Source organism: Neisseria gonorrhoeae, from assembly GCF_013030075.1.
Lineage (GTDB): Bacteria > Pseudomonadota > Gammaproteobacteria > Burkholderiales > Neisseriaceae > Neisseria > Neisseria gonorrhoeae.
This window is the reverse complement of sequence record NZ_AP023069.1, coordinates 633,738-658,736: the sequence shown is the minus strand read 5'-3', so window position 1 is coordinate 658,736 and position 24,999 is coordinate 633,738. Positions and strand designations below refer to the sequence as shown.

Here is a 24,999-nt window from a genome sequence, read left to right as displayed (position 1 = left end):
ACCTTAAGCCAAGCAAGCAACGGATTAGAGCGTGGATTTTTTACCATTGCTTACAATCCGCTTTTTAAACAACAAATTGTTGATTTCTATTACGAACAGGACAAAATCCTGCTTATTGCACTAAAACTAAGCCGTTTCAGGAATTTGCGGCAAATTTACAGCTTTTACCGAGCCTAATGCTTTCGCTTTTTGGTAAAACGCCAATTTGTATTCAAGCAAATCTAAATAACGTTTTAATTCGGCAATTTGACACTTCACATTTTCTATTTGATTTTCAAACAAGGAAAGGCGTTCTTCAATGGTATCGTCGCCAATGACGGTACATTCCGCAAAGCGTTTGATGTCTTTTAAGCTCATTCCCGTATTTTTCAAGCATTGCAATAAGTACAACCATTGCAAATCGTTATCGGTAAAACAACGGTTACCGTATTCATCACGTCCGATATTAGGCAACAAGCCTTCTTTGTCGTAAAAGCGTAAAGTGTGGGCGGAGATGCCTATTTTTTCGGCAGCTTTGGCAGTGGTATAAGTCATTTTCCCTCCCTCTAAACAAAAAACGGTAAAAAAACACTTGCCTTAGAGTGAACTCTAAAATGTAAACTGTTGCTATGTTGCTCAGGCAAGGCTATTTTGTTAATGAATTAAGAGGAAAGACAATGGAAATGAAACAAACCGATTCAACCATCAAATCTCGTGCGGCGGTGGCATTCGCCCCTAACCAACCCTTACAAATTGTGGAAATCGACGTGGAAATGCCGCGTAAAGACGAGGTGTTAATTCGTAACACCCACACTGGCGTGTGCCATACTGATGCATTTACCTTATCAGGAAGCGATCCTGAAGGCGTATTCCCTGTGGTGCTTGGACACGAAGGTGCGGGTGTGGTCGTTGCTGTGGGCGAGGGTGTGTCAAGCGTAAAACCGGGTAATCACGTCATTCCGCTTTACACCGCAGAATGTGGCGAATGTGAGTTTTGCCTCTCGGGTAAAACCAATTTATGCGTCTCAGTGCGTGATACACAAGGTAAAGGCTTAATGCCAGACGGCACGACGCGTTTTTCTTATCAAGGTCAGCCGATTTATCACTATATGGGCTGTTCGACTTTCAGTGAATATTCTGTTGTTGCCGAAGTTTCACTGGCGAAAATCAACCCGAAAGCCAACCACGAACAAGTATGTTTGCTCGGCTGCGGCGTTACCACTGGTATTGGTGCGGTACATAACACGGCAAAAGTACAAGAAGGCGATTCTGTTGCCGTGTTTGGCTTGGGAGCGATTGGTTTGGCTGTGGTGCAAGGTGCGCGTCAAGCCAAAGCCGGTCGCATTATCGCCATTGATACCAATCCTGCAAAATTCGAGTTGGCAAAACAGTGTTGGTGCAACTGACTGTTTGAGCCCGAAAGATTACGATAAACCAATCAAAGATGTGTTGTTAGACATCAACAAATGGGGCATTGACCACACCTTTGAATGTATCGGCAATGTAAACGTAATGCGTCAGGCATTAGAAAGTGCACACCGAGGTTGGGGACAATCCATCATCATCGGCGTAGCGGATGCAGGACAAGAAATTTCAACGCGTCCGTTCCAATCGGTAACAGGCCGTGTTTGGAAAGGCTCGGCATTTGGTGGTGTTAAAGGCCGCTCCGAGCTTCCGAAAATGGTGGAGGATTCAATGAAAGGCGATATCCAATTAGAACCATTTGTGACCCATGCAATGACCCTTGATCAAATCAATGAAGCCTTTGAGTTAATGCACGAAGGTAAATCGATCCGCGCTGTTATTCATTACTAAGGTCCACGATGAAACTGATTGAACAACATCAAATTTTTGGTGGTTCGCAACAAGTTTGGGCGCATCATGCCCAAACGCTTCAATGCGAAATGAAATTTGCCGTCTATTTGCCGGATAATCCGGAAAATCAACCGCTTGGTGTGATTTATTGGCTTTCCGGCTTGACGTGTACGGAACAAAATTTCATTACCAAATCGAGCTTCCGGCGTTATGCGGCAGAACATCAAGTGGTTGTGGTCGCCCCCGATACCGGCCCTCGCGGAGAGCAAGTGCCGAACGGTGCCGCTTATGATTTAGGACAGGGGGCAGGCTTTTATTTGAATGCGACCGAACAGCCTTGGGCGGCGAATTATCAAATGTATGATTACATTTTGAACGAGTTGCCCCGTCTGATTGAGGAGCATTTTCCTACCAACGGCAAACGTTCCATTATGGGGCATTCGATGGACGGACACGGCGCATTGGTATTGGCACTACGGAATCGGGAACATTATCAAAGTGTTTCTGCCTTTTCGCCTATTTTATCGCCAAGCCTCGTACCGTGGGGAGAAAAAGCCTTTACTGCTTATTTAGGGAAAGACCGTGAAAAATGGCAGCAATATGATGCTAACTCACTCATTCAACAAGGCTATAAAGTGCAAGGTATGCGTATCGATCAGGGCTTGGAAGATGAGTTTTTGCCGACACAATTGCGTACCAAAGATTTTATCGAAACCTGTCGTGCGGCAAATCAGCCAATCGATGTGCGTTTCCATAAAGGATACGATCACAGCTATTACTTCATCGCCAGTTTTATTGGTGAGCATATCGCTTATCACGCCGCATTTTTGAAGTAAGTCAAAGAGCGGTCAGTTTTCAAAGCAGTTTGGAATAGCCGGCACGAGGGCGGTAAGAAGTGCCGGCATAAACGTATGCCGCCTGAACCGGAAGGAGCCGGCCCTACGGATTACCAAACCCTGCCCTTGATTTGATTAGTATGATTTTTAAGCTTAAACCCTGATTGATCAAACATTAAAATCGCCCGTATTTCCTACTTCACTTTCGGGCTTCGTATTATTCGTTGCCGAATTTGCATAAGCAACCTGTTCCTGTTGTGTTTTCGCCCCCTCCAAGCTGACGGTGGCGTAACAGCTTCGCGATTCACCATCTGTTTCATTTGTCCTCCTTCAATATTAAAACGCAGCCTGAAATAAAAGGCATTTTGGCTCATATCTGCACCATATTAAAACGCCGCCTTTGCTTATACCCCCTTTGTGCGCGTCATTATTCTTTTCCACGGGAAACGCCAAGTTTGAAGGAAATCATTTATAATACCAGCGGTAAGCATTTTCTTTCTTAGCCGCAAGAAGTATAACAAGGTTAAATATGAATAATAGAGACCAACTTTTTAAAGCCCCGCCGTTTGAAAACCACAGCCCGCTGACCTGGTATCAGGCTGCCTCACAACTGCCCAACTTCATCCGCGACGACGCACAGGCGGCCGCCATCGAACACCTTGACCGGCTTTGGACCGAATTGATGATGTTCAAACGCAAAAGAAACCGTTTTTTAGGCAGGAGTTTGCGTTCCCCGCAAGTTCCCAAAGGGCTTTATTTCTATGGCGGAGTCGGACGCGGCAAGAGCTTTCTGATGGACGCTTTTTTCGGCTGCCTCCCTTACCGCCGCAAACGCCGCGTCCACTTTCATGCCTTTATGGCGGAAATCCACCGGCGGCTGAAAGCCCTGAAAAGCGAAAGCAACCCGTTGAAATCCGTTGCCGCCGAGATTACCAAAGAAACCCGAGTATTGTGTTTTGACGAATTTCATGTCAGCGATATTGCGGATGCAATGATTTTAGGCCGTCTGCTGGAAAACCTGCTTAACGAGGGCGTTGTTTTGGTGGCGACTTCAAACTACGCGCCTTCCGAACTCTACCCGCAAGGTCAAAACCGGAGCGGTTTTCTTCCCACAATCGCGCTCATCGAGTCCAGTCTGACCGTCTTAAACGTTGACGGAGGGGAAGACTACCGGCTGCGTACCCTCCGCCCCGCCGAGATTTTCTTTACGCCTGCCAATGAAGAAAATGAGGCAAAACTGGCAAAACTGTTCAAAGAAATGACAGGCATTACCGATTTGAACCCCGGCATCAGCACCATCCACGGCCGGGAAATTCCCCACAAAGCCGAGTCCGGTCGTACCATATGGTTTGATTTCCGCGCACTGTGCTTCAGTCCCCGCTCACAGTCCGACTATCTGTATTTGGCCGAACATTATGAAATGGTTTTTATTTCAGGTTTGGAACAACTCTCACCGCAAGAAAAGGCGGAGGCGCGACGGCTGACTTGGCTGATTGACGTACTCTACGATTTCCGGGTCAAACTGTGTGCCACCGGCGCGGTAGATGTCAACCATATCTACACGGAAGGCGATTTTGCCGAAGAATTTACCCGCACCGCCAGCCGGATGGTCGAAATGCAGTCCGAAGTTTATTTGGAACAGCCGCACCTGACCTTATCTCCCAAGGCTTCAGGCGGATAAGTTATTTTTTTGGTAGAATACCGATTTGATTCTTCTTAAGTAAAAATAAGGATATAGCATGGCGATTGAACGTACCATATCCATCATCAAACCCGATGCCGTCGGCAAAAACGTTATCGGCAAAATATACAGCCGCTTTGAGGAGAACGGTCTGAAAATCGTTGCCGCCAAAATGAAGCAGCTTACCCTCAAAGAAGCCCAAGAATTTTATGCGGTTCATAAAGACCGCCCCTTCTATGCCGGATTGGTTGAATTTATGACCGGCGGTCCGGTTATGATTCAAGTACTGGAAGGCGAAAACGCCGTTCTGAAAAACCGCGAACTGATGGGGGCGACCAATCCCACCGAAGCCGCAGAAGGCACGATACGCGCGGACTTTGCCACTTCGGTCAGCATTAACGCCGTACACGGTTCCGACAGTGTGGAAAATGCCGCTTTGGAAATTGCCTACTTTTTCAGCCAAACCGAAATCTGCCCCCGTTGATACAATACACCGCCCAATTCCTATTCAGACGGCATAAAATATATCCATGCCGTCTGAAAACTCTGTTGCAAAAGACTTCAAATCAAACTTGCCTGCCCTGCAATTTTTTATTTGAAGCCTTAATTTAAGAAAAACACAAATACATGAAAACCAATCTGCTCAACTACGACCTTCAAGGGCTAACCCGACATTTTGCCGATATGGGTGAAAAACCATTCCGCGCCAAACAGGTTATGCGTTGGATGCACCAATCCGGCGCGCAAAATTTTGACGAAATGACCGATTTGGCAAAATCGTTGCGCCATAAACTGAACGAACAGGCAAGCATCGAAATTCCCAAGCTGATGATGTCCCAAGAATCTTCAGACGGCACTCGAAAATGGCTTTTGGATGTCGGTACGGGGAACGGCGTGGAAACCGTCTTCATCCCCGAATCGGATCGCGGCACGCTCTGCATTTCCTCGCAAGTCGGCTGCGCTTTGGAATGTACATTTTGTTCGACCGGCCGGCAGGGCTTCAACCGCAATTTAACCGCTGCCGAAATCATCGGACAGTTGTGGTGGGCAAACAAAGCGATGGGCGTTACACCGAAAAACGAGCGTGTGATTTCCAACGTCGTCATGATGGGCATGGGCGAGCCGATGGCGAACTTCGACAATGTCGTTACCGCCTTGAGCATCATGCTGGACGACCACGGCTACGGTTTGAGCCGCCGCCGCGTAACCGTTTCCACTTCGGGTATGGTTCCCCAAATGGACAGGTTGCGCGATGTCATGCCGGTGGCCTTGGCGGTTTCCCTCCACGCTTCCAATGACGAAGTCCGCAACCAAATCGTACCGTTGAACAAAAAATATCCCTTGAAAGAATTGATGGCCGCATGCCAACGCTATCTGGTCAAAGCGCCCAGGGATTTCATCACTTTCGAGTATGTGATGCTGGACGGTGTCAACGATAAGGCACAACATGCATACGAACTTATTGAACTGGTCAAAGATGTTCCCTGCAAATTCAATTTAATCCCGTTTAATCCTTTCCCTAATTCGGGATATGAACGTTCAAGTAACGAAAACATCCGTATTTTCAGAGATATCCTGCAACAAGCCGAATTTGTCGTTACCGTTCGAAAAACTCGTGGCGACGATATCGATGCCGCCTGCGGACAGTTGGCAGGTCAGGTTCAGGATAAAACGCGCCGCCAACAAAAATGGCAGCAGATTTTAATCGGACAACAGGGGTAATTATGCCTTTTAAGCCATCCAAACGAATCTCTTTATTACTTGTTCTTGCCTTGGGCGCGTGCAGCACTTCCTACCGCCCCTCGCGGGCAGAAAAAGCCAATCAGGTTTCCAATATCAAAACCCAGTTGGCGATGGAATATATGCGCGGTCAGGACTACCGTCAGGCAACGGCAAGTATTGAAGATGCCTTGAAATCGAACCCTAAAAACGAGCTTGCCTGGCTGGTCCGTGCCGAAATCTATCAATACCTGAAAGTTAACGACAAGGCGCAGGAAAGTTTCCGGCAAGCCCTCTCCATCAAACCCGACAGTGCCGAAATCAACAACAACTACGGCTGGTTCCTGTGCGGCAGGCTCAACCGCCCTGCCGAATCTATGGCATATTTCGACAAAGCCCTGGCCGACCCCACCTACCCGACCCCTTATATTGCCAACCTGAATAAAGGTATATGCAGCGCAAAACAGGGGCAATTCGGATTGGCGGAAGCCTATTTGAAACGTTCCCTCGCCGCCCAGCCGCAGTTCCCACCCGCATTTAAAGAACTGGCGCGCACCAAAATGCTGGCCGGGCAGTTGGGCGATGCCGATTACTACTTTAAAAAATACCAAAGCAGGGTAGAAGTCCTTCAGGCCGATGATTTGCTGCTAGGCTGGAAAATTGCCAAAGCCCTCGGCAACGTGCAGGCGGCATACGAATATGAAGCACAATTGCAGGCAAATTTCCCCTACTCGGAAGAATTGCAAACCGTCCTCACCGGTCAATAAACAGATTCAAACCATATGAACACACTCCAACGCCGCAAGACGCATCAAGTCCTCATCGATCATATCACCGTCGGTTCAGAAGCACCCGTCGTTATCCAATCTATGACCAACACCGACACTGCCGATGCAAAAGCCACCGCATTGCAGATTAAGGAATTGAGCGATGCCGGCTCGGAAATGGTGCGGATTACCGTCAACAGCCCCGAAGCCGCGTCCAAAGTTGCCGAAATCCGCCGCCGCTTGGACGATATGGGCTATGCCACACCACTGATTGGCGATTTCCATTTTAACGGCGAACGCCTGTTGGCGGAATTTCCCGAATGCGGCAAAGCATTGTCCAAATACCGCATCAATCCCGGCAATGTCGGCAAAGGCGTAAAAGGCGATGAAAAATTTGCCTTTATGATTCGGACTGCTGCTGAAAACGATAAAGCCGTCCGTATCGGCGTAAACTGGGGTTCTTTGGATCAGAGCCTCGCCAAACGTATGATGGATGCCAACCTCGTTTCTTCCGCGCCGAAACCGCCCGAAGAAGTGATGAAGGAAGCACTGATTGTCTCCGCTTTGGAATCTGCCGAAAAAGCCGTTCTATTGGGACTGCCCGAAGACAAAATCATCCTGTCGTGCAAAGTCAGCGCGGTTCATGATTTGATTCAGGTTTACCGCGAACTGGGCAGCCGTTGCGTCTATCCGCTGCATTTGGGTTTGACCGAAGCCGGTATGGGCAGCAAAGGCATTGTCGCATCAACGGCGGCATTATCTGTTTTGCTTCAAGAAGGAATTGGCGACACCATCCGCATTTCACTCACTCCGGAACCGGGCAGCCCGCGTACTCAGGAGGTCGTCGTCGGGCAAGAGATTTTACAGACTATGGGTTTGCGCTCGTTTACGCCGATGGTTACCGCCTGCCCGGGATGCGGGCGTACCACCAGTACCGTATTTCAAGAGCTGGCACAAGATGTTCAAAATTACCTGCGCCAAAAAATGTCTATATGGCGTACCCTTTATCCCGGGGTTGAATCCCTGAACGTTGCCGTAATGGGCTGCGTTGTCAATGGCCCCGGAGAAAGCAAATTGGCCGACATCGGAATCAGCCTTCCCGGTACGGGGGAAACACCCGTCGCACCTGTTTATGTAGATGGGGAGCGCAAAGTCACACTGAAAGGTAATAATATTGCAAGCGAATTCCTAGCTATTGTAGAGGAATATGTTAAAACCAATTATGGCAAAAACAGTTCTAAACGCAATAAAGGAAAAGTCATCCCGATACAGTCTCTATAAAACAAATGCCGTCTGAACGTTTCAGACGGCATTTGTTTCTCTCAGATTTCTTATTAAAGCCGCAAAGAAGCGCGGTTTTCCAAAACTTGGTCGATCAAACCATATTCTTTTGCTTCTTCGGCAGACATGAAATTATCACGGTCGGTGTCGCGCTCCAAATCTGCCAAATCGCGGCCGCAATGTTTCGCCATCAGGCGGTTGAGTTTTTCTTTGATTTTCAACAACTCGCGTGCGTGGATTTCAATGTCGGATGCCTGACCGCCCAAGCCGCCGCTGATTAAAGGCTGGTGAATCATAATCCGGCTGTTGGGCAGGGCGAAACGTTTGCCTTTCTCGCCTGCCGACAATAAGAACGCGCCCATACTTGCCGCCTGCCCCAAGCACAAAGTCGATACATCGGGCTTGATGAAATTCATCGTGTCGTAAATCGACATACCGGCCGTTACCGAGCCGCCGGGGGAATTGATGTAGAAGAAAATATCCTTATCCGGATTCTCACTTTCCAAAAACAACAGTTGGGCGACCACCAGATTAGCAGACTCATCGGTTACCGGGCCAACCAGAAATACGATGCGCTCTTTCAAAAGCCGGGAATAGATATCGAATGCACGCTCACCGCGACCGCTCTGCTCGATAACGGTAGGGACAAGATGGTTATCAAAAGACATTTCGTCTCCTTTCATGATGGAAAAGCACCAAAGCGGGCTTTAAAAACGGCTTCGGTGCTTTCAAAAACTGCCTTCAGACAGCATTTTCAGAACAATCAGGCTTGCGCGCCCATCACTTCGTCAAAAGACAAAGCTTTTTTGTTTACTTTGGCTTTGCCCAAAACGAAATCAACAACGTTGCTTTCTACTGCCAAAGAAGTCGGGGCTTGCAGGCGGGAAGTATCTGCGTAGTACCAGTCAATCACTTCTTGAGGATCTTCGTAGCTTTCTGCGAAGTTGGCGACAACGGCTTTGATTTGCTCTTCAGTCGGTTCCAGTTTGTTTTCGTCAACCAGTTTGGCCAAAATCAGACCCAAAGATACGCGACGTTCGGCTTGTTCTTTGAACATATCCAAAGGCAAATCCAAGTTCGCGGCATCGGTCATACCTTGGTTAACGAAGTTTTGTTTCATTTCGTTTGCCAGGCGGGCGGCTTCTTCATTGACCAAAGCAACCGGAACTTTCAACTCTACGGCTTTAATCAGCGCGTTCATTACGGATTCTTTGGTTTGTTCGTTCACGCGGCGTTCCACTTCGCGGCTTACGTTTTTCTTCACTTCTTCACGCATTTTGGCAACATCGCCATCCGCAATACCCAAGGCTTTTGCAAAATCTGCATCGACTTCAGGCAGAGTGGGCTCGGAAACATTGTTCAGCGTAATGGTGAACACGGCAGTTTTACCGGCAACATCTTTGCCGTGGTATTCTTCAGGGAAGTTGACGGTAACGTCTTTACTTTCGCCCGCTTTCATGCCGACTACGCCGGCTTCAAATTCAGGCAGCATTTGACCTGCGCCCAATACGAAGGCGTAGTTTTTGGATGCGCCGCCGGCAAAAGGTTCGCCGTCGATTTTGCCTTCAAAGTCGATGATGACGCGGTCGCCGTTTCGGGCTTCGCGGTCAACATGGTTGAAGCGGGTACGTTGTTTACGCAGGATTTCTACAGTTTGGTCGACTTCGGCATCGCCGACGGAAGCGGTTACTTTTTCGACCTCTTGTGCAGACAAATCGCCGATAACGACTTCGGGGAACACTTCAAAAATGGCGGCAACTTTGAAAGACTCTTTATCGTCTTGTTCTTCAACGCCTTCAAAACGTGGATAGCCTGCCACTTTCAACTCTTGGGCAACGGCAACATCGTAGAAGCGGCGTTGCACCAGCTCGTTGATCACGTCGTTTTGCGCGCTCGCACCGTACATTTGGGCAATCATTTTTAAAGGTGCTTTACCCGGACGGAAACCGTCGATTTTTGCACGGCGTTGGGTTTGTTTCAGTTTTTTATCGGTTTCTGCGTTGATTTCGGACCAAGGCAGGGACAACACTACTTTGCGTTCCAGATTTTCTAAAATTTCAACAGTTACGCTCATCATAAGCCCTTAAATTTGTTGTGTTGATAAAATGATAAACCTTCTTCCCTGCATGGGGAAGCAAACAGCGCAACGGTACGATATTTGAACCGCATTGCCGCAAAGGGGAAATTTTAGCTGGCAAGTATATCACAATGTTTCGCCTGAAACATAATATGCCGAGACCTTTGCAAAATTCCCCTAAAATCCCCTAAATTCCCACCAAGGCATTTAGGGGATTTCCCATGAACACCTTCTTCCGGCAAACCGCCCAAGCCATGACTGCCAAACACATCGGCCGCTTCCCGCTATCGGAGTTGGACCAGGTGATTGATTGGCAGCCGATCGAACAATACCTGAACCGTCAAAAAACCCGTTACCTCCGAGACCGCCGCGGCCGTCCCGCCCATCCCCTGTCGTCCATGTTCAAAGCCGTCCTGCCCGGACAATGGCACAGCCTCTCCGATCCCGAACTCGAACACAGCCTCATCACCCGCATCGGTTTCAACCTGTTTTGCCGTTTTGACGAACCGGGCATCCCCGGTTGCAGCACCTTATGCCGCTACCGTAAATTCCGCTATGCGCGGGCAGCCTATTTCGGGCTGCTCAAAGTGGGTGCGCAAAGCCACCTGAAGGCGATGTGTTTGAACCTGTTGAAAGCCGCCAACAGGCTAAGTGCGCCCGCTGCCGCCTAAAAGGCGGCCCGGATGCCTGATTATCGGGTATCCGGGGGGGGATTAAGGGGATATTCGGGTAAAATTAGGAGGTATTTGGGGCGAAAACAGCCGAAAACCTGTGTTTGGGTTTCGGATGTCGAAGGAAGGGCTTTTTTGCAAAGGCCTCATGCCGTCTGAAACGCCAATTCCGCCGTTCAGACGGCATTTTGCGATACGGGCTATAAATGGTCCTTGTGCGCCAAAATTTTACGGCTGCCGTTGAGGTCGGAGGGAGAAACGATACCCGCATTTTCCAGTGCCTCCATCAGGTTTGCCGCGCGGTTATAGCCGATACGCAACTGCCGCTGCAAAGACGAAATGGAGGTTTTTTTGCTTTCCAAAACATAGGCGACTGCCTGATCGAATAATTCGTCGCTGTCTGCATTCGGATTAACGATATTGGCAGTTTCCAGCGCGGCTTCGCCGCTGAGCAGACCTTCAATATAGTCGGCTGGGGCTTGCGATTTGACGTAGTTGACGACTTGATGCACTTCGCCGTCTGAAACAAACGTGCCTTGCAGGCGGGTCGGTTCGGCACTGCCCGGTTGCAGGAACAGCGAATCGCCATATTTGAGCAGTTCGTCCGCGCCCATTTGGTCGAGGATGGTACGGCTGTCGATTTTGCTTTGCACGGTAAACGCCATACGCGTCGGGATGTTGGCTTTAATCAGACCGGTTACGACATCGACGCTTGGGCGTTGGGTGGCGACAATCATGTGTATGCCGGCGGCGCGCGCTTTTTGGGCGAGGCGGGCGATTTGCTGCTCGACAGCTTTGCGTTCGGTCATCATCAGGTCGGCAAGTTCGTCGATAACGACCACGATCATCGGCAGTTTTTCCAGTGGCTCAGGTTCGTCGAGGTTCAGGCTGAACGGATTGAGCAGCGGCTTGCCTGCCGCTTTGGCTTGTTCGACTTTTTGGTTGAAGCCTTCCAGATTGCGTACACCGGCGTGGGAGAGCAGGCGGTAGCGTTTTTCCATTTCGGCGACGCACCAGTTCAACGCCTGCCCTGCTTCGCGCATATCGGTAACGACGGGACAGAGTAGGTGCGGAATGCCGTCGTAAATGCTCAACTCGAGCATTTTCGGGTCTATCATAATGAAGCGGACTTCTTCGGGCGTAGCTTTGAAAAGCATAGACATAATCATGCCGTTCACGCCGACGGATTTGCCCGAACCGGTCATGCCGGCGACCAAAAGGTGCGGCATTTTCGCCAAGTCGCCGACGACGGGCGTACCGGCGATGTCTTTGCCCAGCGCGACGGTCAGCTTGGATTTGGCTTCGGCAAACACGGGCGAGGACAAGATTTCGCTCAACATCACGTCTTGGCGTTTGTCGTTGGGCAACTCGATGCCCATCGTGTTTTTGCCCGCAATGGTTTCGACGATACGCACGGATTGCAGCGACATAGAGCGTGCCAAATCTTTCGACAGGGCAACAATTTGGCTGCCTTTGACACCTTGCGCGGGTTCGATTTCGTAGCGCGTGATGACGGGGCCGGATGTCGCGGATACGACTTGTACGCCGATGCCGAATTCTGCCAGTTTGGATTCGATTAGTTCGGCAGTGCGCTCCAATTCGGCGGGATTGATGCTGACCGGCTCGCTGTCGGGAATCCGCAATAGGTTCAATGTAGGCTTGTGGTATTCGCCGTTCTGCTGTACTTCATTGTCTTCAAACAGCGAAGGTTGGATTTTAGGCGGCGGCGCAACGGAAACCGCGACGGATTTGCGGTTGCTGCTGCTGCCTTCGGGCAAGGCAACGGGTTTGGCAGTGATGTTTTTGGCTTCTTTCACCATGCGCCGTGTATTTTGGGTATCGACACCGTCTGTTTTGGTATTCGGCCGGCGTTTTCTCAAAGCCATGACCTTGCCGGATAAGGCACTCAGGCGGTTTTGAACCGCCCTGCCCGCACCGTTCAAAAATTCCAGCCATGAAATCTGCACCAGCAGGGACAACGACAACAGCAGAACAACCAGGATAATCAGCAGGCTGCCCGATTTCCCCAACAGCCACGCAAACACTGCGCCGACACGTATGCCGACCATACCGCCTGCTCCGACAGGCAGGGAGTCGGCATATTTTCCGCCCAGCACAAAATACTCCAAGACGGGGCTGAAGACCGTCAGGACAAACAGCGCGGCGGCAGCGATTTTGTGGTTGTATGCCTCGTTTTCCGTCTGTTTTGCGTGCAGACGGAAATTTTTATACAGCACGACGCAGGCAGCCGCTATCCACCACCAGAACGACCAGCCGAAAAGATAATAGCCGACATCGGCAACATACGCGCCGAACAGTCCGCCCCAATTGGCGGCATCTTCCACAACCGGTGAACTGTGCGACCAAGACGGATCGCCCATATCGAAACTGATCAGGGAAATCGCCAAATACAGGGTTGCCGCCAAACCCATCAGCCACAGCGCGTCGGCAATCAGGTTGACGACATGTTCGGGACGCGCCTTTTTGGCTTCAGTTTTCTGCAGCTCTTTGACCGCCTTGAGCCGCTCGGAAACTTTATTGCCCCGCGCGCCGTTGTCGGCTTTCTTGTTGCGTGCGGACGTTGGGGACGGGCTTCCCGCCCTGCCTTTTGCTGTTTTTTTATGGGATTTTTCTGTCATGCCGTATTACCGGAAAATGCCGTCTGAAATAAGGGTTCGGGACGGCTTGCGGATTGAATATGGAAAGTGTCGGATTATACTCCATTTCTCCCGCTTTCATCCTGCAACAGACAGACGTTGCCTTTCAGACGGCATATCTTTGCCCGACGTATGTATTTTTACGCAGCCCCTCGGCAAACCAGTATAATCCGTGCCGTTTGAACCGATTGAAAGAAGATGGTATGAACCAACTGAAACTTGCCGTTTCCGGCGCGCAGATTTTATTTGTGGCATTCGGCGCAATGGTGCTGGTTCCCCTGCTGACCGGTCTGAATCCGGCTCTTGCGCTTTTGGGCGCAGGCTTGGGAACGCTGCTGTTCCAAATCACAACCAAACGCAAAGTACCGATTTTTCTCGGTTCTTCGTTTGCCTTTATCGCGCCGATTATCTACTCCGTCGGCGAATGGGGGCTGCCTTCCACCATGTTCGGGCTGTTTGCCGCCGGCTTTATGTATTTTGTGTTTGCCGCGCTGATCCGTTGGCGCGGACTGGCGGCGGTACACAAACTGCTGCCGCCGGTCGTCACCGGCCCTGTCATCATGGTCATCGGTCTGTCTGTTGCCGTGGCGGCAAGCAGCATGGCAATGGGTCAGGCTGACGGCAAACAGGTCATCGACTATACCGATTCGCTGATTCTTTCCGGCTTTACCTTTGCCGTTACCGCCATCGTATCGGTTTTCGGCAGCAGGATGATGAAGCTGATTCCCATCTTGATCGGTGTCGCTTCGGGTTATGTTTTGGCACTGCTGATGGGACTGGTGGACACGACAAGCATTGCACACGCGCCCTGGTTCGCCGTTCCCCATTTTGAAACGCCTCAGGTCAACTGGCAGGCGGCACTGTTTATGCTGCCCGTTGCCGTCGCCCCCGCCATCGAACACATCGGCGGCATCATGGCAATCGGCAATGTAACGGGAAAAGACTACACAAAAGACCCGGGCTTGGACAAAACCCTTGCGGGCGACGGCTTGGGCGTGTGCGTTGCGGGTCTGATCGGCGGCCCGCCGGTTACAACCTACGGCGAAGTAACGGGTGCGGTGATGATTACCAAAAACAGCAACCCCGTCATCATGACTTGGGCGGCGGTTTTTGCCGTCTGCATGGCGTTTTTCGGCAAATTCAATGCGTTTTTGGCTTCCATTCCGATGCCCGTGATGGGCGGCATTATGCTGCTGCTGTTCGGCACGATTGCTTCTTTAGGCATCAAAACCCTGATTGATGCCAAAGTCGATTTGATGCTGCCGAAAAACCTGGTCATCGTCAGCTCGGTACTGACCACGGGCATCGGCGGTATGACACTCAAATTGGGCAGCTTCAGCTTTGTCGGCGTGGGCTTGTGCGCCGTACTCGCCATTGTGTTGAACAGCCTGCTGCCCGATCCGAAAGAATCCTGACCGTCGATATGGAAATGCCGTCCGAACATCCTTCAGACGGCATTTTTTATTTCAGGTGTTGGATTAAGGAGCGAACAGCCCCGCCGTAATAAGAAGATGACGTGCAATACACTGTTTCCAAGCCGCATTGTCCCTGTGCGCCGTATTTTTTTATGCACTGGTTGAGTGCGACCTGATGAACGCTCGTAAAACGCGGAGAAGTAATCACGACGGCGTTTTCAACGCGCATCGCGCCCAAGGCTTTCGGGTATGCCAGCGAGACACAGGTATTGTTCAGCGACACGACCGACCGGCATCCGGTCGGCTCGTCTTCGGCAATGCCCGCAAGCGTGTCCTGACCTTTGCAAAAGGCTTCCAACTCGGCAAACGCTTCGCTTTTCGCCGAATCTTCTTTTGTGGTTTTAACCTGCAAAACATCGTTTGCATCCTGCGGATTCTGCCAAACGGCGAGATAGCCGTAAGTATCGGCAGCCTGTGCCGCCGCAGTCATCAGGCATAGTGCCGATACTGCCAGTATCTTTTTCATCATGATAAATTCCCGACGGTTCCTCCAAATTCTGTTGCATTATAAACAAAAAACAAGATAAGTCCCGCCTTATCGGCCTATCCCTCCCTGCAGATTTCACTGCCGGGTTGTAGCAAACCGGTTTCGGCAGCGCAAATCCTCATATTGCCGCCTTAGCGGCAAGCCGTTGTTTTCAGACGGCATTGCGGGCAACCTTTGCGGCGGGCGAAAAACCTTGTCCTATAATTTATCCCGCTTCAAAATCAGCATACGGTCGGAAATGCAAAAAATATCTTTCAATTTGTTGAAACCTACAAACTCCCTGAAAATAGGGAAATACCGCCCCGGTTTGAACGGCGCGCCGCATATTCCGATGCCTTCCCTCCGATACCTTCCGGCAAGCGCAGAAATGCCCGGCAACAATATCCATCCGGCAAAATCCGAAACAACACACCCGGTGGCAGGCAGAGTCAAACCGCCCCGCAAAGCATCCGCCATCAGAAAAACAAACCGCCTCCGAGGGCTTCATCCTAAAGGGCGTATTGTTCGATAATGGTTTGGGTTATAATCCCCTATCGATTCTCCACGTCCGTGAGACACTTCAGCTATGGAAACCCCGACCAACACCCCGCAACGCTCCCTGCGTCAAAACAGTATCTACCTGCTGCCCAATTCCTTTACCATCGCCGCGCTGTTTTCCGCGTTTTACGCCATTACCCAATCCATGCACGGACGTTATGAAACCGCCGCCATCGCGGTATTCATCTCTATGCTGCTGGACGGTATGGACGGGCGCGTGGCGCGGCTGACCAACAGCCAAAGCGCGTTCGGGGAGCAGCTCGACAGCCTTGCCGACATGGTCAGCTTCGGCGTTGCCCCCGCGCTTATTGCCTACAAATGGCAGCTTTGGCAGTTCGGCAAAATCGGTTATTCCGTCGCCTTCATCTACTGCGCCTGCGCCGCCCTACGCCTCGCGCTGTTCAACACGCTCATCGGCAAGGTGGACAAACGCTGGTTTATCGGCGTACCCAGTCCGACTGCCGCCGCGCTGATTGTCGGGCTGATTTGGGTCAACCACAGCGTCGAAAAATTCCCCGCCGTCCACTGGTGGGCATTAGGCATCACACTGTTTGCCGGCCTGTCGATGATTGTCCAAATCCCTTTTTGGAGTTTTAAAGAAATCAACATCCGCAGACAAGTCCCCTTTGTCGGAATGCTGCTTGCCGTCTTACTGCTGCTTCTGGTCACTTGGGAACCGTCGCTCGTCCTTTTCCTGTTCTTTCTCGGATACAGCCTGTCCGGCTACATTATGGCGGCACGCCGATTTTGGAAAAAATACAGAAAGGCGGATTAAATGTGGCATTGGGACATTATCTTAATCCTGCTTGCCGTAGGCAGTGCGGCAGGTTTTATTGCCGGCCTGTTCGGTGTAGGCGGCGGTACGCTGATTGTCCCTGTCGTTTTATGGGTGCTTGATTTGCAGGGTTTGGCACAACATCCTTACGCGCAACACCTCGCCGTCGGCACATCCTTCGCCGTCATGGTCTTCACCGCCTTTTCCAGTATGTTGGGGCAGCACAAAAAACAGACGGTCGACTGGAAAACCATATTTGCGATGATGCCGGGTATGATATTCGGCGTATTCGCTGGCGCACTCTCCGCAAAATATATCCCCGCGTTCGGGCTTCAAATTTTCTTCATCCTGTTTTTAACCGCCGTCGCATTCAAAACACTGCATACCGGTCGTCAGACGGCATCCCGCCCGCTGCCCGGGCTGCCCGGACTGACTGCGGTTTCCACACTGTTCGGCGCAATGTCGAGCTGGGTCGGCATAGGCGGCGGTTCACTTTCCGTCCCCTTCTTAATCCACTGCGGCTTCCCCGCCCATAAAGCCATCGGCACATCATCCGGCCTTGCCTGGCCGATTGCACTCTCCGGCGCAATATCGTATCTGGTCAACGGTCTGAATATTGCAGGATTGCCCGAAGGGTCGCTGGGCTTCCTTTACCTGCCCGCCGTCGCCGTCCTCAGCGCGGCAACTATTGCCTTTGCCCCGCTCGGTGTCAAAACCGCCCACAAACTTTCTTCTGCCAAACTCAAAGAATCCTTCGGCATTATGTTGCTTTTGATTGCCGGAAAAATGCTGTACAACCTGCTTTAAAAACCTTCTTACCGTTTGCACAAGCAATTAGTCAGGACAAAGCTGCCCTACCTCCCGTTCCGACAAGGGGATAGGCAGTCTGAGCGTGCGCCCGACTTATTGCCTTTCACCACCCAATCGACACCTACCTGCGGATTCCATTGCCTTTTTCCAAACTGCCGATTTCCCTGCCTTCACGCCCGAAGGCATCGGCGCATCGCCTGCCGTGCCGACTCCATGCGATGCGACTGCCTCCCAAACGGTATTTCCGCCATAATGACCGGCATACAAGCCGCAACCTTTGCAATCATATAAGTTATTAAATTTTTTAGGATGTATTTTGACAATCTATTTCAACTATTTACAAGAGAAAAGACAATTATTTTTTCGGTTGGGAAGAGACCTATCCTATTGAATATATTGAAACCAGGTACGCTTGTCAACACTATATTAAAACACAGCCAATATTTTTTGGCGCATTTTATGCATCAAATTTCGTTAACAAACCATTTCTGCAAAGACCTCAGGCAAATAAAAAACAACCGTCCCGATTTTTGCAGAATATACGGAAAACAAAACAAATGCCGTCTGAAACCACATTCTGATAATCGGCAGGGTTTCAGACGGCATCTGATAATTTCAATTACTCGGCTGCGGCAATGACGGCAACAGTAATTTTAGCAACGGCATCAGTGTGTAAAGCCACTTCCACTTCGTACTCTCCAACGGCTTTCAGAGGACCGTTCGGCAGACGTACATTTGCTTTCACGGCTTCGATGCCGGCAGCAACGATTGCAGCAGCAATGTCGGCATTGGTAACGGAACCGAACAGGCGGCCGTCCACACCGGCTTTCTGTGCAACGGTAACGGTTTGACCGTCCAGTTTTTCCTGACGGGCTCGGGCATCTGCCAAAATTTCGGCCTGTTTGGCTTCCAATTCGGCGCGGCGTGCTTCAAACTCTTTCATGTTTGCTTCAGTAGCACGTTTTGCCTTACCAGCAGGAATCAAGAAGTTGCGGGCATAACCGTTTTTTACGGTAACGATGTCGCCCAAATTACCCAAACCGCCGATTTTTTCTAACAGAATAATTTGCATGATTTAAACTCCAAAATTATTTGTGTTGGTCGGTATAAGGCAGGAGTGCCAAGAAGCGCGCGCGTTTTACGGCAACAGCCAATTGGCGTTGGTAGAATGCCTTCGTTCCTGTGATGCGGGCAGGAATGATTTTACCGTTTTCAGAGATAAAGTCTTTCAGCAAATCAACTTGTTTGTAATCGACTTCTTGGATTTTTTCAGCCGTGAAACGGCAGAATTTTCTACGTTTGAATGATTGACGAGCCATTGTCGTTTAACCTTTATATTCTTTAATATTTTGTATCCTGAGCATCGGCATCAGGGAACGTCTGCTTTTTTGAGCTAAAAAACCTTCGACGTGAACATATACACCTTGCCGATACTGCCACTCTTCCGCCTGCCTACCCAAAATCCGCGCGGGGATTTCCAATTGGACAAGGCATTGCTGCCCATTTTCCTCCTGCCACGATTCGTGCTTTAAAATAATATCTAAAACAGGGATTCCGGCAGGCGTATATCGAATAGGGAAAGCCTTTTCAATCAGCGCGGCAAGCGAAACAAGATTAGTGAATCCCAATTATTGGGCAGCCGCTTCTTCAGCCGCGCCGACCAACAGGTTCTTAGCCTTTTCGCCGCCCAGCATAGGGGAGGCTTCGGTAACGGCGTGTTTGGTTTTGATGGTCAGATGACGCAATACCGCATCATTGAAACGGAACGCGGTTTCCAACTCCCCAACAACTTCGGGAGTGGTTTCGATGTTCATCAAAACATAATGTGCTTTATGGATTTTGTTAATCGGGTAAGCCAGTTGGCGGCGGCCCCAATCTTCCAAACGGTGAATCTTACCGTTTGCCTCGGTAATCATGGTTTTGTAACGTTCAACCATAGCGGGCACTTGCTCGCTTTGATCAGGATGAACGATAAACACGATCTCGTAATGACGCATGTTATCTCCTTATGGATGGTAAAAACAGCCTTCTGCCATGCGAAAGCAGAAGGCAAGGTTCAAATAGCAGGCATTATATTGGGGTTTGCCGACGGAATCAAGGATTTGGTACGAAAAACTTGCATTCCGCCGAAAATTTCGGTTTCAGACGGCATTCAAATGTTTTGGCTGCCCAGCCAACGTTCCGCGTCCAAAGCCGCCTGACAGCCGGAGGCCGCGCTGGTAATTGCCTGACGGTAGGTATGGTCTTTTACGTCGCCCGCCGCCCATACGCCTTCGATATTGGTTGCACCGACATTGTCCGCCGTGCCGCCTTTTGTTTTCAGGTAGCCGGCTTCGTCCATTTCCAACTGCCCTTTGAAAATATCGGTATTCGGCTTGTGCCCGATGGCGATAAAGATGCCGCTGACGGCAATTTGTTGATCAGAACCGTCGTTGTTTTTTAATAATGCGCCATTTACGCCCCGATCGTCGCCCAGTACTTCTTGCAGGTTGCTTTCCAGCTTGAGGATGATTTTGCCCTCTTCCACGCGTTTCATCAGTTTGTCAATCATGATTTTTTCAGCACGGAACTCGCTGCGGCGGTGAATCAGCGTAACGGTTTTGGCGATATTGGCAAGGTAGAGTGCCTCCTCAACTGCCGTATTGCCGCCGCCGACTACGGCAACATCTTGGTTTTTGTAGAAGAAACCGTCGCAGGTGGCGCAGGCGGAAACGCCTTTCCCTGCAAACGCTTCCTCACTCGGCAAACCAAGGTATTTGGCGGACGCGCCGGTGGCGACAATCAGGGCATCGCAAGTGTACTCGCCCATATCGCCTTTGAGTGCGAACGGGCGTTTTTGCAGATCGACGGCGTTGATTTGGTCAAAAATGATTTCCGTTCCGAAACGTTCGGCGTGGGCGAGAAACCGCGCCATCAATTCCGGCCCTTGCACGCCGTCGGCATCGGCAGGCCAGTTGTCCACTTCAGTCGTTGTCATCAGTTGCCCGCCTTGCGCGATACCTGTAATAATGACGGGGTTTAAATTGGCACGTGCGGCATAGACGGCGGCGGTGTATCCGGCGGGGCCGGAACCCAAAATAATCAGTTTGCGGTGTTGGGACATTGTTTTTCCTTTGCTGTGTCAAGTTTTCGGATTCTACCCGAATTATCGGCGCGTTTGAGAAATTTTGACCATACCGGCGTTCAGACGGCATCCCGCAGCCTTGACTGCCGTCTGAACATCAAAACGGGAATCAAACTTATGCAACAAAAAATCCGTTTCCAAATCGAGGGGATGACCTGTCAGGCATGTGCTTCGCGCATTGAAAAAGTGTTGAACAAAAAAGATTTTGTCGAATCGGCGGGAGTGAACTTTGCCAGTGAGGAAGCGCAGGTTACGTTTGACGGCAGCAAAACCTCGGTTGCCGACATTGCCAAAATCATTGAGAAAACCGGTTACGGCGCGAAGGAAAAAACGGAAGATACATTGCCGCAACCTGAAGCAGAACACCATATCGGCTGGCGGTTGTGGCTTTTGCTGACCATCAATATCCCGTTCCTTATCGGTATGGTAGGGATGATGCTAAAAGGGCTGAATTGGACACGGCACGATTGGATGATTCCGCCTGTATGGCAGTTTGTACTGGCAAGCATAGTGCAACTTTGGCTGGCAATCCCGTTTTACAAAAGCGCGTGGGCAAGCATTAAAGGCGGGCTGGCGAATATGGACGTACTCGTTACCATCGGCACGGTGTCGATTTACCTGTATTCCGTTTATATGCTGTTTTTCAGTTCGCATGCGGCGCACGGTATGGCGCATGTGTATTTTGAAGCGGGCGTGATGGTGATCGGTTTTGTGTCGCTGGGTAAGTTTTTGGAACACCGCACCAAAAAATCCAGCCTGAACAGCTTGGGCTTACTGCTAAAACTCACGCCGACCCAAGTCAACGTGCAACGCAACGGCGAATGGAAACAACTGCCCATCGACCAAGTGCAAATCGGCGACCTTATCCGCACCAACCACGGCGAACGCATCGCTGCCGACGGCATTATCGAAAGCGGCAGCGGTTGGGCGGACGAAAGCCACCTTACCGGCGAATCCAATCCCGAAGAGAAAAAGGCGGGCGGCAAAGTGTTGGCGGGCGCGCTGATGACCGAAGGCAGCGTGGTGTACCGCGCCGCGCAGCTCGGCAGCCAAACCCTGCTCGGCGACATGATGAACGCGCTCTCTGAAGCACAAGGCAGTAAAGCACCGATTGCGCGCGTGGCCGATAAAGCGGCGGCGGTATTTGTGCCAACTGTCGTGGGCATCGCGCTTCTGACTTTTATCGTTACTTGGCTGATTAAGGGCGATTGGACGGTCGCACTGATGCACGCCGTTGCCGTTTTGGTGATTGCCTGCCCGTGCGCGCTCGGTCTGGCGACCCCTGCCGCGATTATGGTCGGCATGGGCAAAGCGGTGAAACACGGCATTTGGTTTAAAGACGCGGCGGCAATGGAGGAAGCAGCCCACGTCGATGCCGTCGTATTGGACAAAACCGGTACGCTGACCGAAGGCAGGCCGCAGGTTGCCGCCGTTTATTACGTTCCCGACAGCGGCTTTGACGAAGACGCTTTGTACCGCATCGCCGCCGCCGTCGAGCAAAACGCCGCCCACCCGCTCGCCCGCGCCATCGTCTCCGCCGCACAAGCGCGCGGTTTGGAGATTCCCGCTGCACAAAATGCGCAAACCGTTGTCGGAGCAGGCATTACCGCCGAAGTGGAAGGCGTGGGTTTGGTAAAATCAGGCAAAGCCGAATTTGCCGAACTGACCTTGCCGAAGTTTTCAGACGGCGTTTGGGAAATCGCCAGTGCGGTTACCGTATCTGTAAACGGCAAACCGATCGGCGCATTCGCACTCTCCGACGCGTTGAAAGCCGATACCGCCGAAGCCATAGGCCGTCTGAAAAAACACAATATCGATGTCTATATTATGAGCGGCGATAACCAAAGTACGGTCGAATACGTCGCCAAACAACTGGGCATCGCACACGCCTTCGGTAATATGAGTCCGTGCGACAAAGCCGCCGAAGTGCAGAAACTCAAAGCCGCCGGCAAAACCGTGGCGATGGTCGGCGACGGCATCAACGACGCGCCCGCGCTTGCCGCCGCCAACGTCAGCTTCGCCATGAAAGGCGGTGCGGACGTTGCCGAACACACCGCCTCCGCCACGCTGATGCAGCATTCGGTCAATCAGCTCGCCGATGCCCTGCTGATATCGCAGGCAACGTTGGAAAACATCAAGCAAAACCTATTTTTCGCCTTCTTCTACAATATATTGGGCATTCCGCTCGCCGCGCTCGGCTTTTTAAATCCCGTCATAGCAGGCGCGGCAATGGCGGCAAGCTCGGTTTCGGTATTGGGCAATGCCCTGCGCCTGAAATGGGTAAAAATCGATTGACCGCATATAACCGCCCGACAGCTTTTCCGAACGGATAAGGCTGCCGCTGCCGATATGCCGTCTGAAGCCGTTTTTCAAATGATTGATATGAATACAGAAAACCGTTCTCCGGAACAATTCGACATCCCGCTCTTCCTCAAAAACCTGCCCAAGCTGCCGGGCGTGTACCGTTTTTTTGACGAAGGCGGCAACGTCTTATACGTCGGCAAAGCGGTCAACCTCAAGCGGCGCGTGTCCGGCTATTTCCAAAAAAACGACCATTCGCCGCGCATCGCGTTGATGGTGAAACAGGTTCGCCACATCGAAACCACCATCACGCGTTCCGAAGCCGAAGCCCTGATTCTCGAAAACAACTTCATCAAAGCCTTGTCGCCGAAATACAATATCCTTTTTTGCGACGACAAAAGCTATCCTTATTTGATGCTCAGCGGCCATCAATATCCGCAAATGGCGTATTACCGCGGCACGCTGAAAAATCCCAACCAATACTTCGGCCCGTATCCGAACAGCAACGCCGTGCGCGACAGCATTCAAGTGTTGCAAAAAGTCTTCATGCTGCGTACCTGCGAAGACAGCGTGTTCGAACACCGCGACCGCCCTTGCCTACTGTACCAAATCAAACGCTGCACCGCGCCCTGCGTCGGACACATCAGCGAAGAAGACTACTGCGACAGCGTGCGTCAAGCCGCCACTTTCCTCAACGGCAAAACCGACGAACTGACCCGCACCCTGCAACACAAAATGCAGACCGCCGCCGCGAATCTGCAATTTGAAGAAGCCGCCCGTTATCGCGACCAAATCCAAGCACTCGGCATTATACAGAGCAACCAGTTCATCGACAGCAAAAACCCGAACAACCCCAACGATATCGACCTGCTCGCGCTCGCCGTTTCAGACGGCCTTGTCTGCGTACACTGGGTCAGCATCCGCGGCGGACGGCACGTCGGCGACAAAAGCTTCTTTCCCGACACCAAAAACGACCCCGAACCAAACGGTCAAGATTACGCCGAAGCCTTCGTCGCCCAACACTATCTGGGCAAAAGCAAACCCGACATCATCATCAGCAACTTTCCCGTTCCCGATGCGTTGAAAGAGGCTTTGGAAGGAGAACACGGCAAGCAGATGCAGTTCGTTACCAAAACCATAGGCGAACGCAAAGTTTGGTTGAAAATGGCGGAACAAAACGCACAAATGGCGATTACCCAACGCCACCTGCAACAAAGCAACCAACAACACCGCATCGACGAACTTGCCAAAATCCTCGGCATGAATTCAGACGGAATCAACCGCCTTGAATGTTTCGATATCAGCCACACGCAAGGCGAAGCCACCATCGCCTCCTGCGTCGTGTACGACGAACAAAACATCCAACCCTCGCAATACCGCCGCTACAACATCACCACCGCCAAACCCGGCGACGACTACGCCGCCATGCGCGAAGTGTTGACGCGCCGTTATGGCAAAATACAGGAAGCCGAAGCCAACGGCGAAAGCGTCAAATGGCCGGATGTCGTGTTGATTGACGGCGGTAAAGGGCAAATCGGCATAGCCGTATCCGTATGGGAAGAACTCGGGCTGCACATCCCTTTAGTCGGTATTGCCAAAGGCCCCGAACGCAAAGCCGGCATGGAAGAACTCATACTGCCTTTTACCGGCGAACTCTTCCGCCTGCCTCCTAATAGCCCGGCCTTGCATTTATTGCAAACCGTACGCGATGAATCACACCGCTTTGCCATCACAGGCCACCGTAAAAAACGCGACAAAGCACGCGTTACCTCGTCTCTCGGCGACATTCCCGGTGTAGGCAGCAAACGCCGCCAAGCCCTGCTTACCCGCTTCGGCGGACTGCGCGGCGTGATTGCCGCCAGCCGCGAGGACTTGGAAAAAGTGGAAGGCATCAGCAAGGCATTGGCGGAAACCATTTATAATCATCTGCATTAGTATGCCGCCAAAGCAAAAACCGCCTGTAAAAATATGATACAGCAGGCCGGCATACCGATATAAACCTAACTT

At 51.2% G+C, this 24,999-nt stretch carries 21 protein-coding genes and 2 pseudogenes; 13 read left to right on the top strand and 10 right to left on the bottom strand.

Translation table 11 applies throughout. The features are described from left to right. Positions 1–126: 126 nt before the first annotated feature. A complete protein-coding gene (locus HT085_RS03425) occupies positions 127–534 on the bottom strand; it encodes a MerR family transcriptional regulator (RefSeq protein ID WP_003688937.1) in 408 nt (135 codons plus the stop codon). 122 nt (positions 535–656) lie between these two features. Between HT085_RS03425 and HT085_RS03420 the strand changes: the two are divergent. The 7 genes and pseudogenes from HT085_RS03420 (at position 657) to ispG (ending at position 8,078) form a co-directional block, all read left to right on the top strand. Further along, a pseudogene (locus HT085_RS03420) lies at positions 657–1,794 on the top strand (S-(hydroxymethyl)glutathione dehydrogenase/class III alcohol dehydrogenase). Positions 1,795–1,802: 8 nt separating this feature from the next. Next, positions 1,803–2,630, top strand: coding sequence for an S-formylglutathione hydrolase (fghA, locus tag HT085_RS03415; RefSeq protein ID WP_003688942.1), 828 nt, complete (start codon positions 1,803–1,805; stop codon positions 2,628–2,630). Positions 2,631–3,159: 529 nt separating this feature from the next. Then, on the top strand, positions 3,160–4,311 hold the full coding sequence (gene zapE, locus HT085_RS03410) for a cell division protein ZapE (RefSeq protein WP_003688944.1): 1,152 nt from the start codon (positions 3,160–3,162) through the stop codon (positions 4,309–4,311). A 58-nt stretch (positions 4,312–4,369) separates the two neighbouring features. Further along, positions 4,370–4,795: a nucleoside-diphosphate kinase gene (ndk, locus tag HT085_RS03405; protein WP_003688947.1), complete on the top strand. Its 426-nt coding sequence runs from the start codon at positions 4,370–4,372 to the stop codon at positions 4,793–4,795. A 143-nt stretch (positions 4,796–4,938) separates the two neighbouring features. Then, complete coding sequence (gene rlmN, locus HT085_RS03400; protein WP_003688948.1) at positions 4,939–6,033, top strand: dual-specificity RNA methyltransferase RlmN; 1,095 nt, start codon at positions 4,939–4,941, stop codon at positions 6,031–6,033. A gap of 2 nt (positions 6,034–6,035) precedes the next feature. Beyond that, positions 6,036–6,797, top strand: a complete 762-nt coding sequence (gene pilW / locus HT085_RS03395; protein ID WP_003688950.1) for a type IV pilus biogenesis/stability protein PilW — start codon at positions 6,036–6,038, stop codon at positions 6,795–6,797. 15 nt (positions 6,798–6,812) lie between these two features. Next, the gene (ispG, locus tag HT085_RS03390) at positions 6,813–8,078 is read left to right on the top strand and encodes a flavodoxin-dependent (E)-4-hydroxy-3-methylbut-2-enyl-diphosphate synthase (protein WP_003688953.1); all 1,266 of its coding nucleotides are present in this window, start codon (positions 6,813–6,815) and stop codon (positions 8,076–8,078) included. Between the two features lie 53 nt (positions 8,079–8,131). On the opposite strand, the gene clpP is transcribed toward ispG, so the two are convergent. Together clpP and tig are read right to left on the bottom strand one after the other, a co-directional pair. Continuing rightward, a complete protein-coding gene (gene clpP, locus HT085_RS03385; RefSeq protein ID WP_003688955.1) occupies positions 8,132–8,746 on the bottom strand; it encodes an ATP-dependent Clp endopeptidase proteolytic subunit ClpP in 615 nt (204 codons plus the stop codon). 95 nt (positions 8,747–8,841) lie between these two features. Beyond that, complete coding sequence (tig, locus tag HT085_RS03380; protein ID WP_020997321.1) at positions 8,842–10,152, bottom strand: trigger factor; 1,311 nt, start codon at positions 10,150–10,152, stop codon at positions 8,842–8,844. A gap of 224 nt (positions 10,153–10,376) precedes the next feature. Between tig and HT085_RS03375 the strand changes: the two are divergent. Then, positions 10,377–10,706, top strand: a pseudogene (locus HT085_RS03375) (transposase); the annotation flags it as partial. A 320-nt stretch (positions 10,707–11,026) separates the two neighbouring features. Here HT085_RS03375 and HT085_RS03370 read toward each other — a convergent pair. After that, complete coding sequence (locus HT085_RS03370) at positions 11,027–13,465, bottom strand: DNA translocase FtsK (protein WP_003691325.1); 2,439 nt, start codon at positions 13,463–13,465, stop codon at positions 11,027–11,029. A gap of 221 nt (positions 13,466–13,686) precedes the next feature. Between HT085_RS03370 and HT085_RS03365 the strand changes: the two genes are divergently transcribed. Further along, positions 13,687–14,898, top strand: coding sequence for a uracil-xanthine permease family protein (locus tag HT085_RS03365; RefSeq protein WP_003688961.1), 1,212 nt, complete (start codon positions 13,687–13,689; stop codon positions 14,896–14,898). A 46-nt stretch (positions 14,899–14,944) separates the two neighbouring features. Here HT085_RS03365 and HT085_RS03360 read toward each other — a convergent pair whose 3' ends face one another. Further along, the gene (locus HT085_RS03360) at positions 14,945–15,427 is read right to left on the bottom strand and encodes a DUF4189 domain-containing protein (RefSeq protein WP_003691328.1); all 483 of its coding nucleotides are present in this window, start codon (positions 15,425–15,427) and stop codon (positions 14,945–14,947) included. 583 nt (positions 15,428–16,010) lie between these two features. Here HT085_RS03360 and pssA point away from each other — a divergent pair. Continuing rightward, a complete protein-coding gene (gene pssA, locus HT085_RS03355) occupies positions 16,011–16,757 on the top strand; it encodes a CDP-diacylglycerol--serine O-phosphatidyltransferase (RefSeq protein ID WP_002213318.1) in 747 nt (248 codons plus the stop codon). After that, positions 16,758–17,564 carry a sulfite exporter TauE/SafE family protein gene (locus HT085_RS03350; RefSeq protein ID WP_003691331.1) on the top strand — a complete coding sequence of 269 codons (807 nt, stop codon included), beginning with the start codon at positions 16,758–16,760 and terminating at the stop codon, positions 17,562–17,564. Between the two features lie 622 nt (positions 17,565–18,186). On the opposite strand, the gene rplI is transcribed toward HT085_RS03350, so the two are convergent. From rplI to trxB, 5 genes are all read right to left on the bottom strand, one after another. Continuing rightward, positions 18,187–18,639: a 50S ribosomal protein L9 gene (rplI, locus tag HT085_RS03340; RefSeq protein WP_002232586.1), complete on the bottom strand. Its 453-nt coding sequence runs from the start codon at positions 18,637–18,639 to the stop codon at positions 18,187–18,189. A gap of 16 nt (positions 18,640–18,655) precedes the next feature. Next, positions 18,656–18,886, bottom strand: coding sequence for a 30S ribosomal protein S18 (gene rpsR, locus HT085_RS03335; RefSeq protein WP_002213306.1), 231 nt, complete (start codon positions 18,884–18,886; stop codon positions 18,656–18,658). Positions 18,887–18,892: 6 nt separating this feature from the next. Continuing rightward, complete coding sequence (priB, locus tag HT085_RS03330) at positions 18,893–19,195, bottom strand: primosomal replication protein N (RefSeq protein ID WP_003691332.1); 303 nt, start codon at positions 19,193–19,195, stop codon at positions 18,893–18,895. Further along, on the bottom strand, positions 19,196–19,564 hold the full coding sequence (rpsF, locus tag HT085_RS03325; RefSeq protein WP_003688967.1) for a 30S ribosomal protein S6: 369 nt from the start codon (positions 19,562–19,564) through the stop codon (positions 19,196–19,198). A gap of 155 nt (positions 19,565–19,719) precedes the next feature. Further along, on the bottom strand, positions 19,720–20,670 hold the full coding sequence (trxB, locus tag HT085_RS03320) for a thioredoxin-disulfide reductase (RefSeq protein ID WP_003688968.1): 951 nt from the start codon (positions 20,668–20,670) through the stop codon (positions 19,720–19,722). 138 nt (positions 20,671–20,808) lie between these two features. Here trxB and HT085_RS03315 point away from each other — a divergent pair, with 138 nt between their 5' ends. Both HT085_RS03315 and uvrC read left to right on the top strand, forming a co-directional pair. After that, the gene (locus HT085_RS03315) at positions 20,809–22,986 is read left to right on the top strand and encodes a heavy metal translocating P-type ATPase (RefSeq protein WP_010360104.1); all 2,178 of its coding nucleotides are present in this window, start codon (positions 20,809–20,811) and stop codon (positions 22,984–22,986) included. 54 nt (positions 22,987–23,040) lie between these two features. Next, positions 23,041–24,927, top strand: coding sequence for an excinuclease ABC subunit UvrC (uvrC, locus tag HT085_RS03310; RefSeq protein ID WP_003691333.1), 1,887 nt, complete (start codon positions 23,041–23,043; stop codon positions 24,925–24,927). The last annotated feature ends 72 nt before the right edge of the window (positions 24,928–24,999 follow it).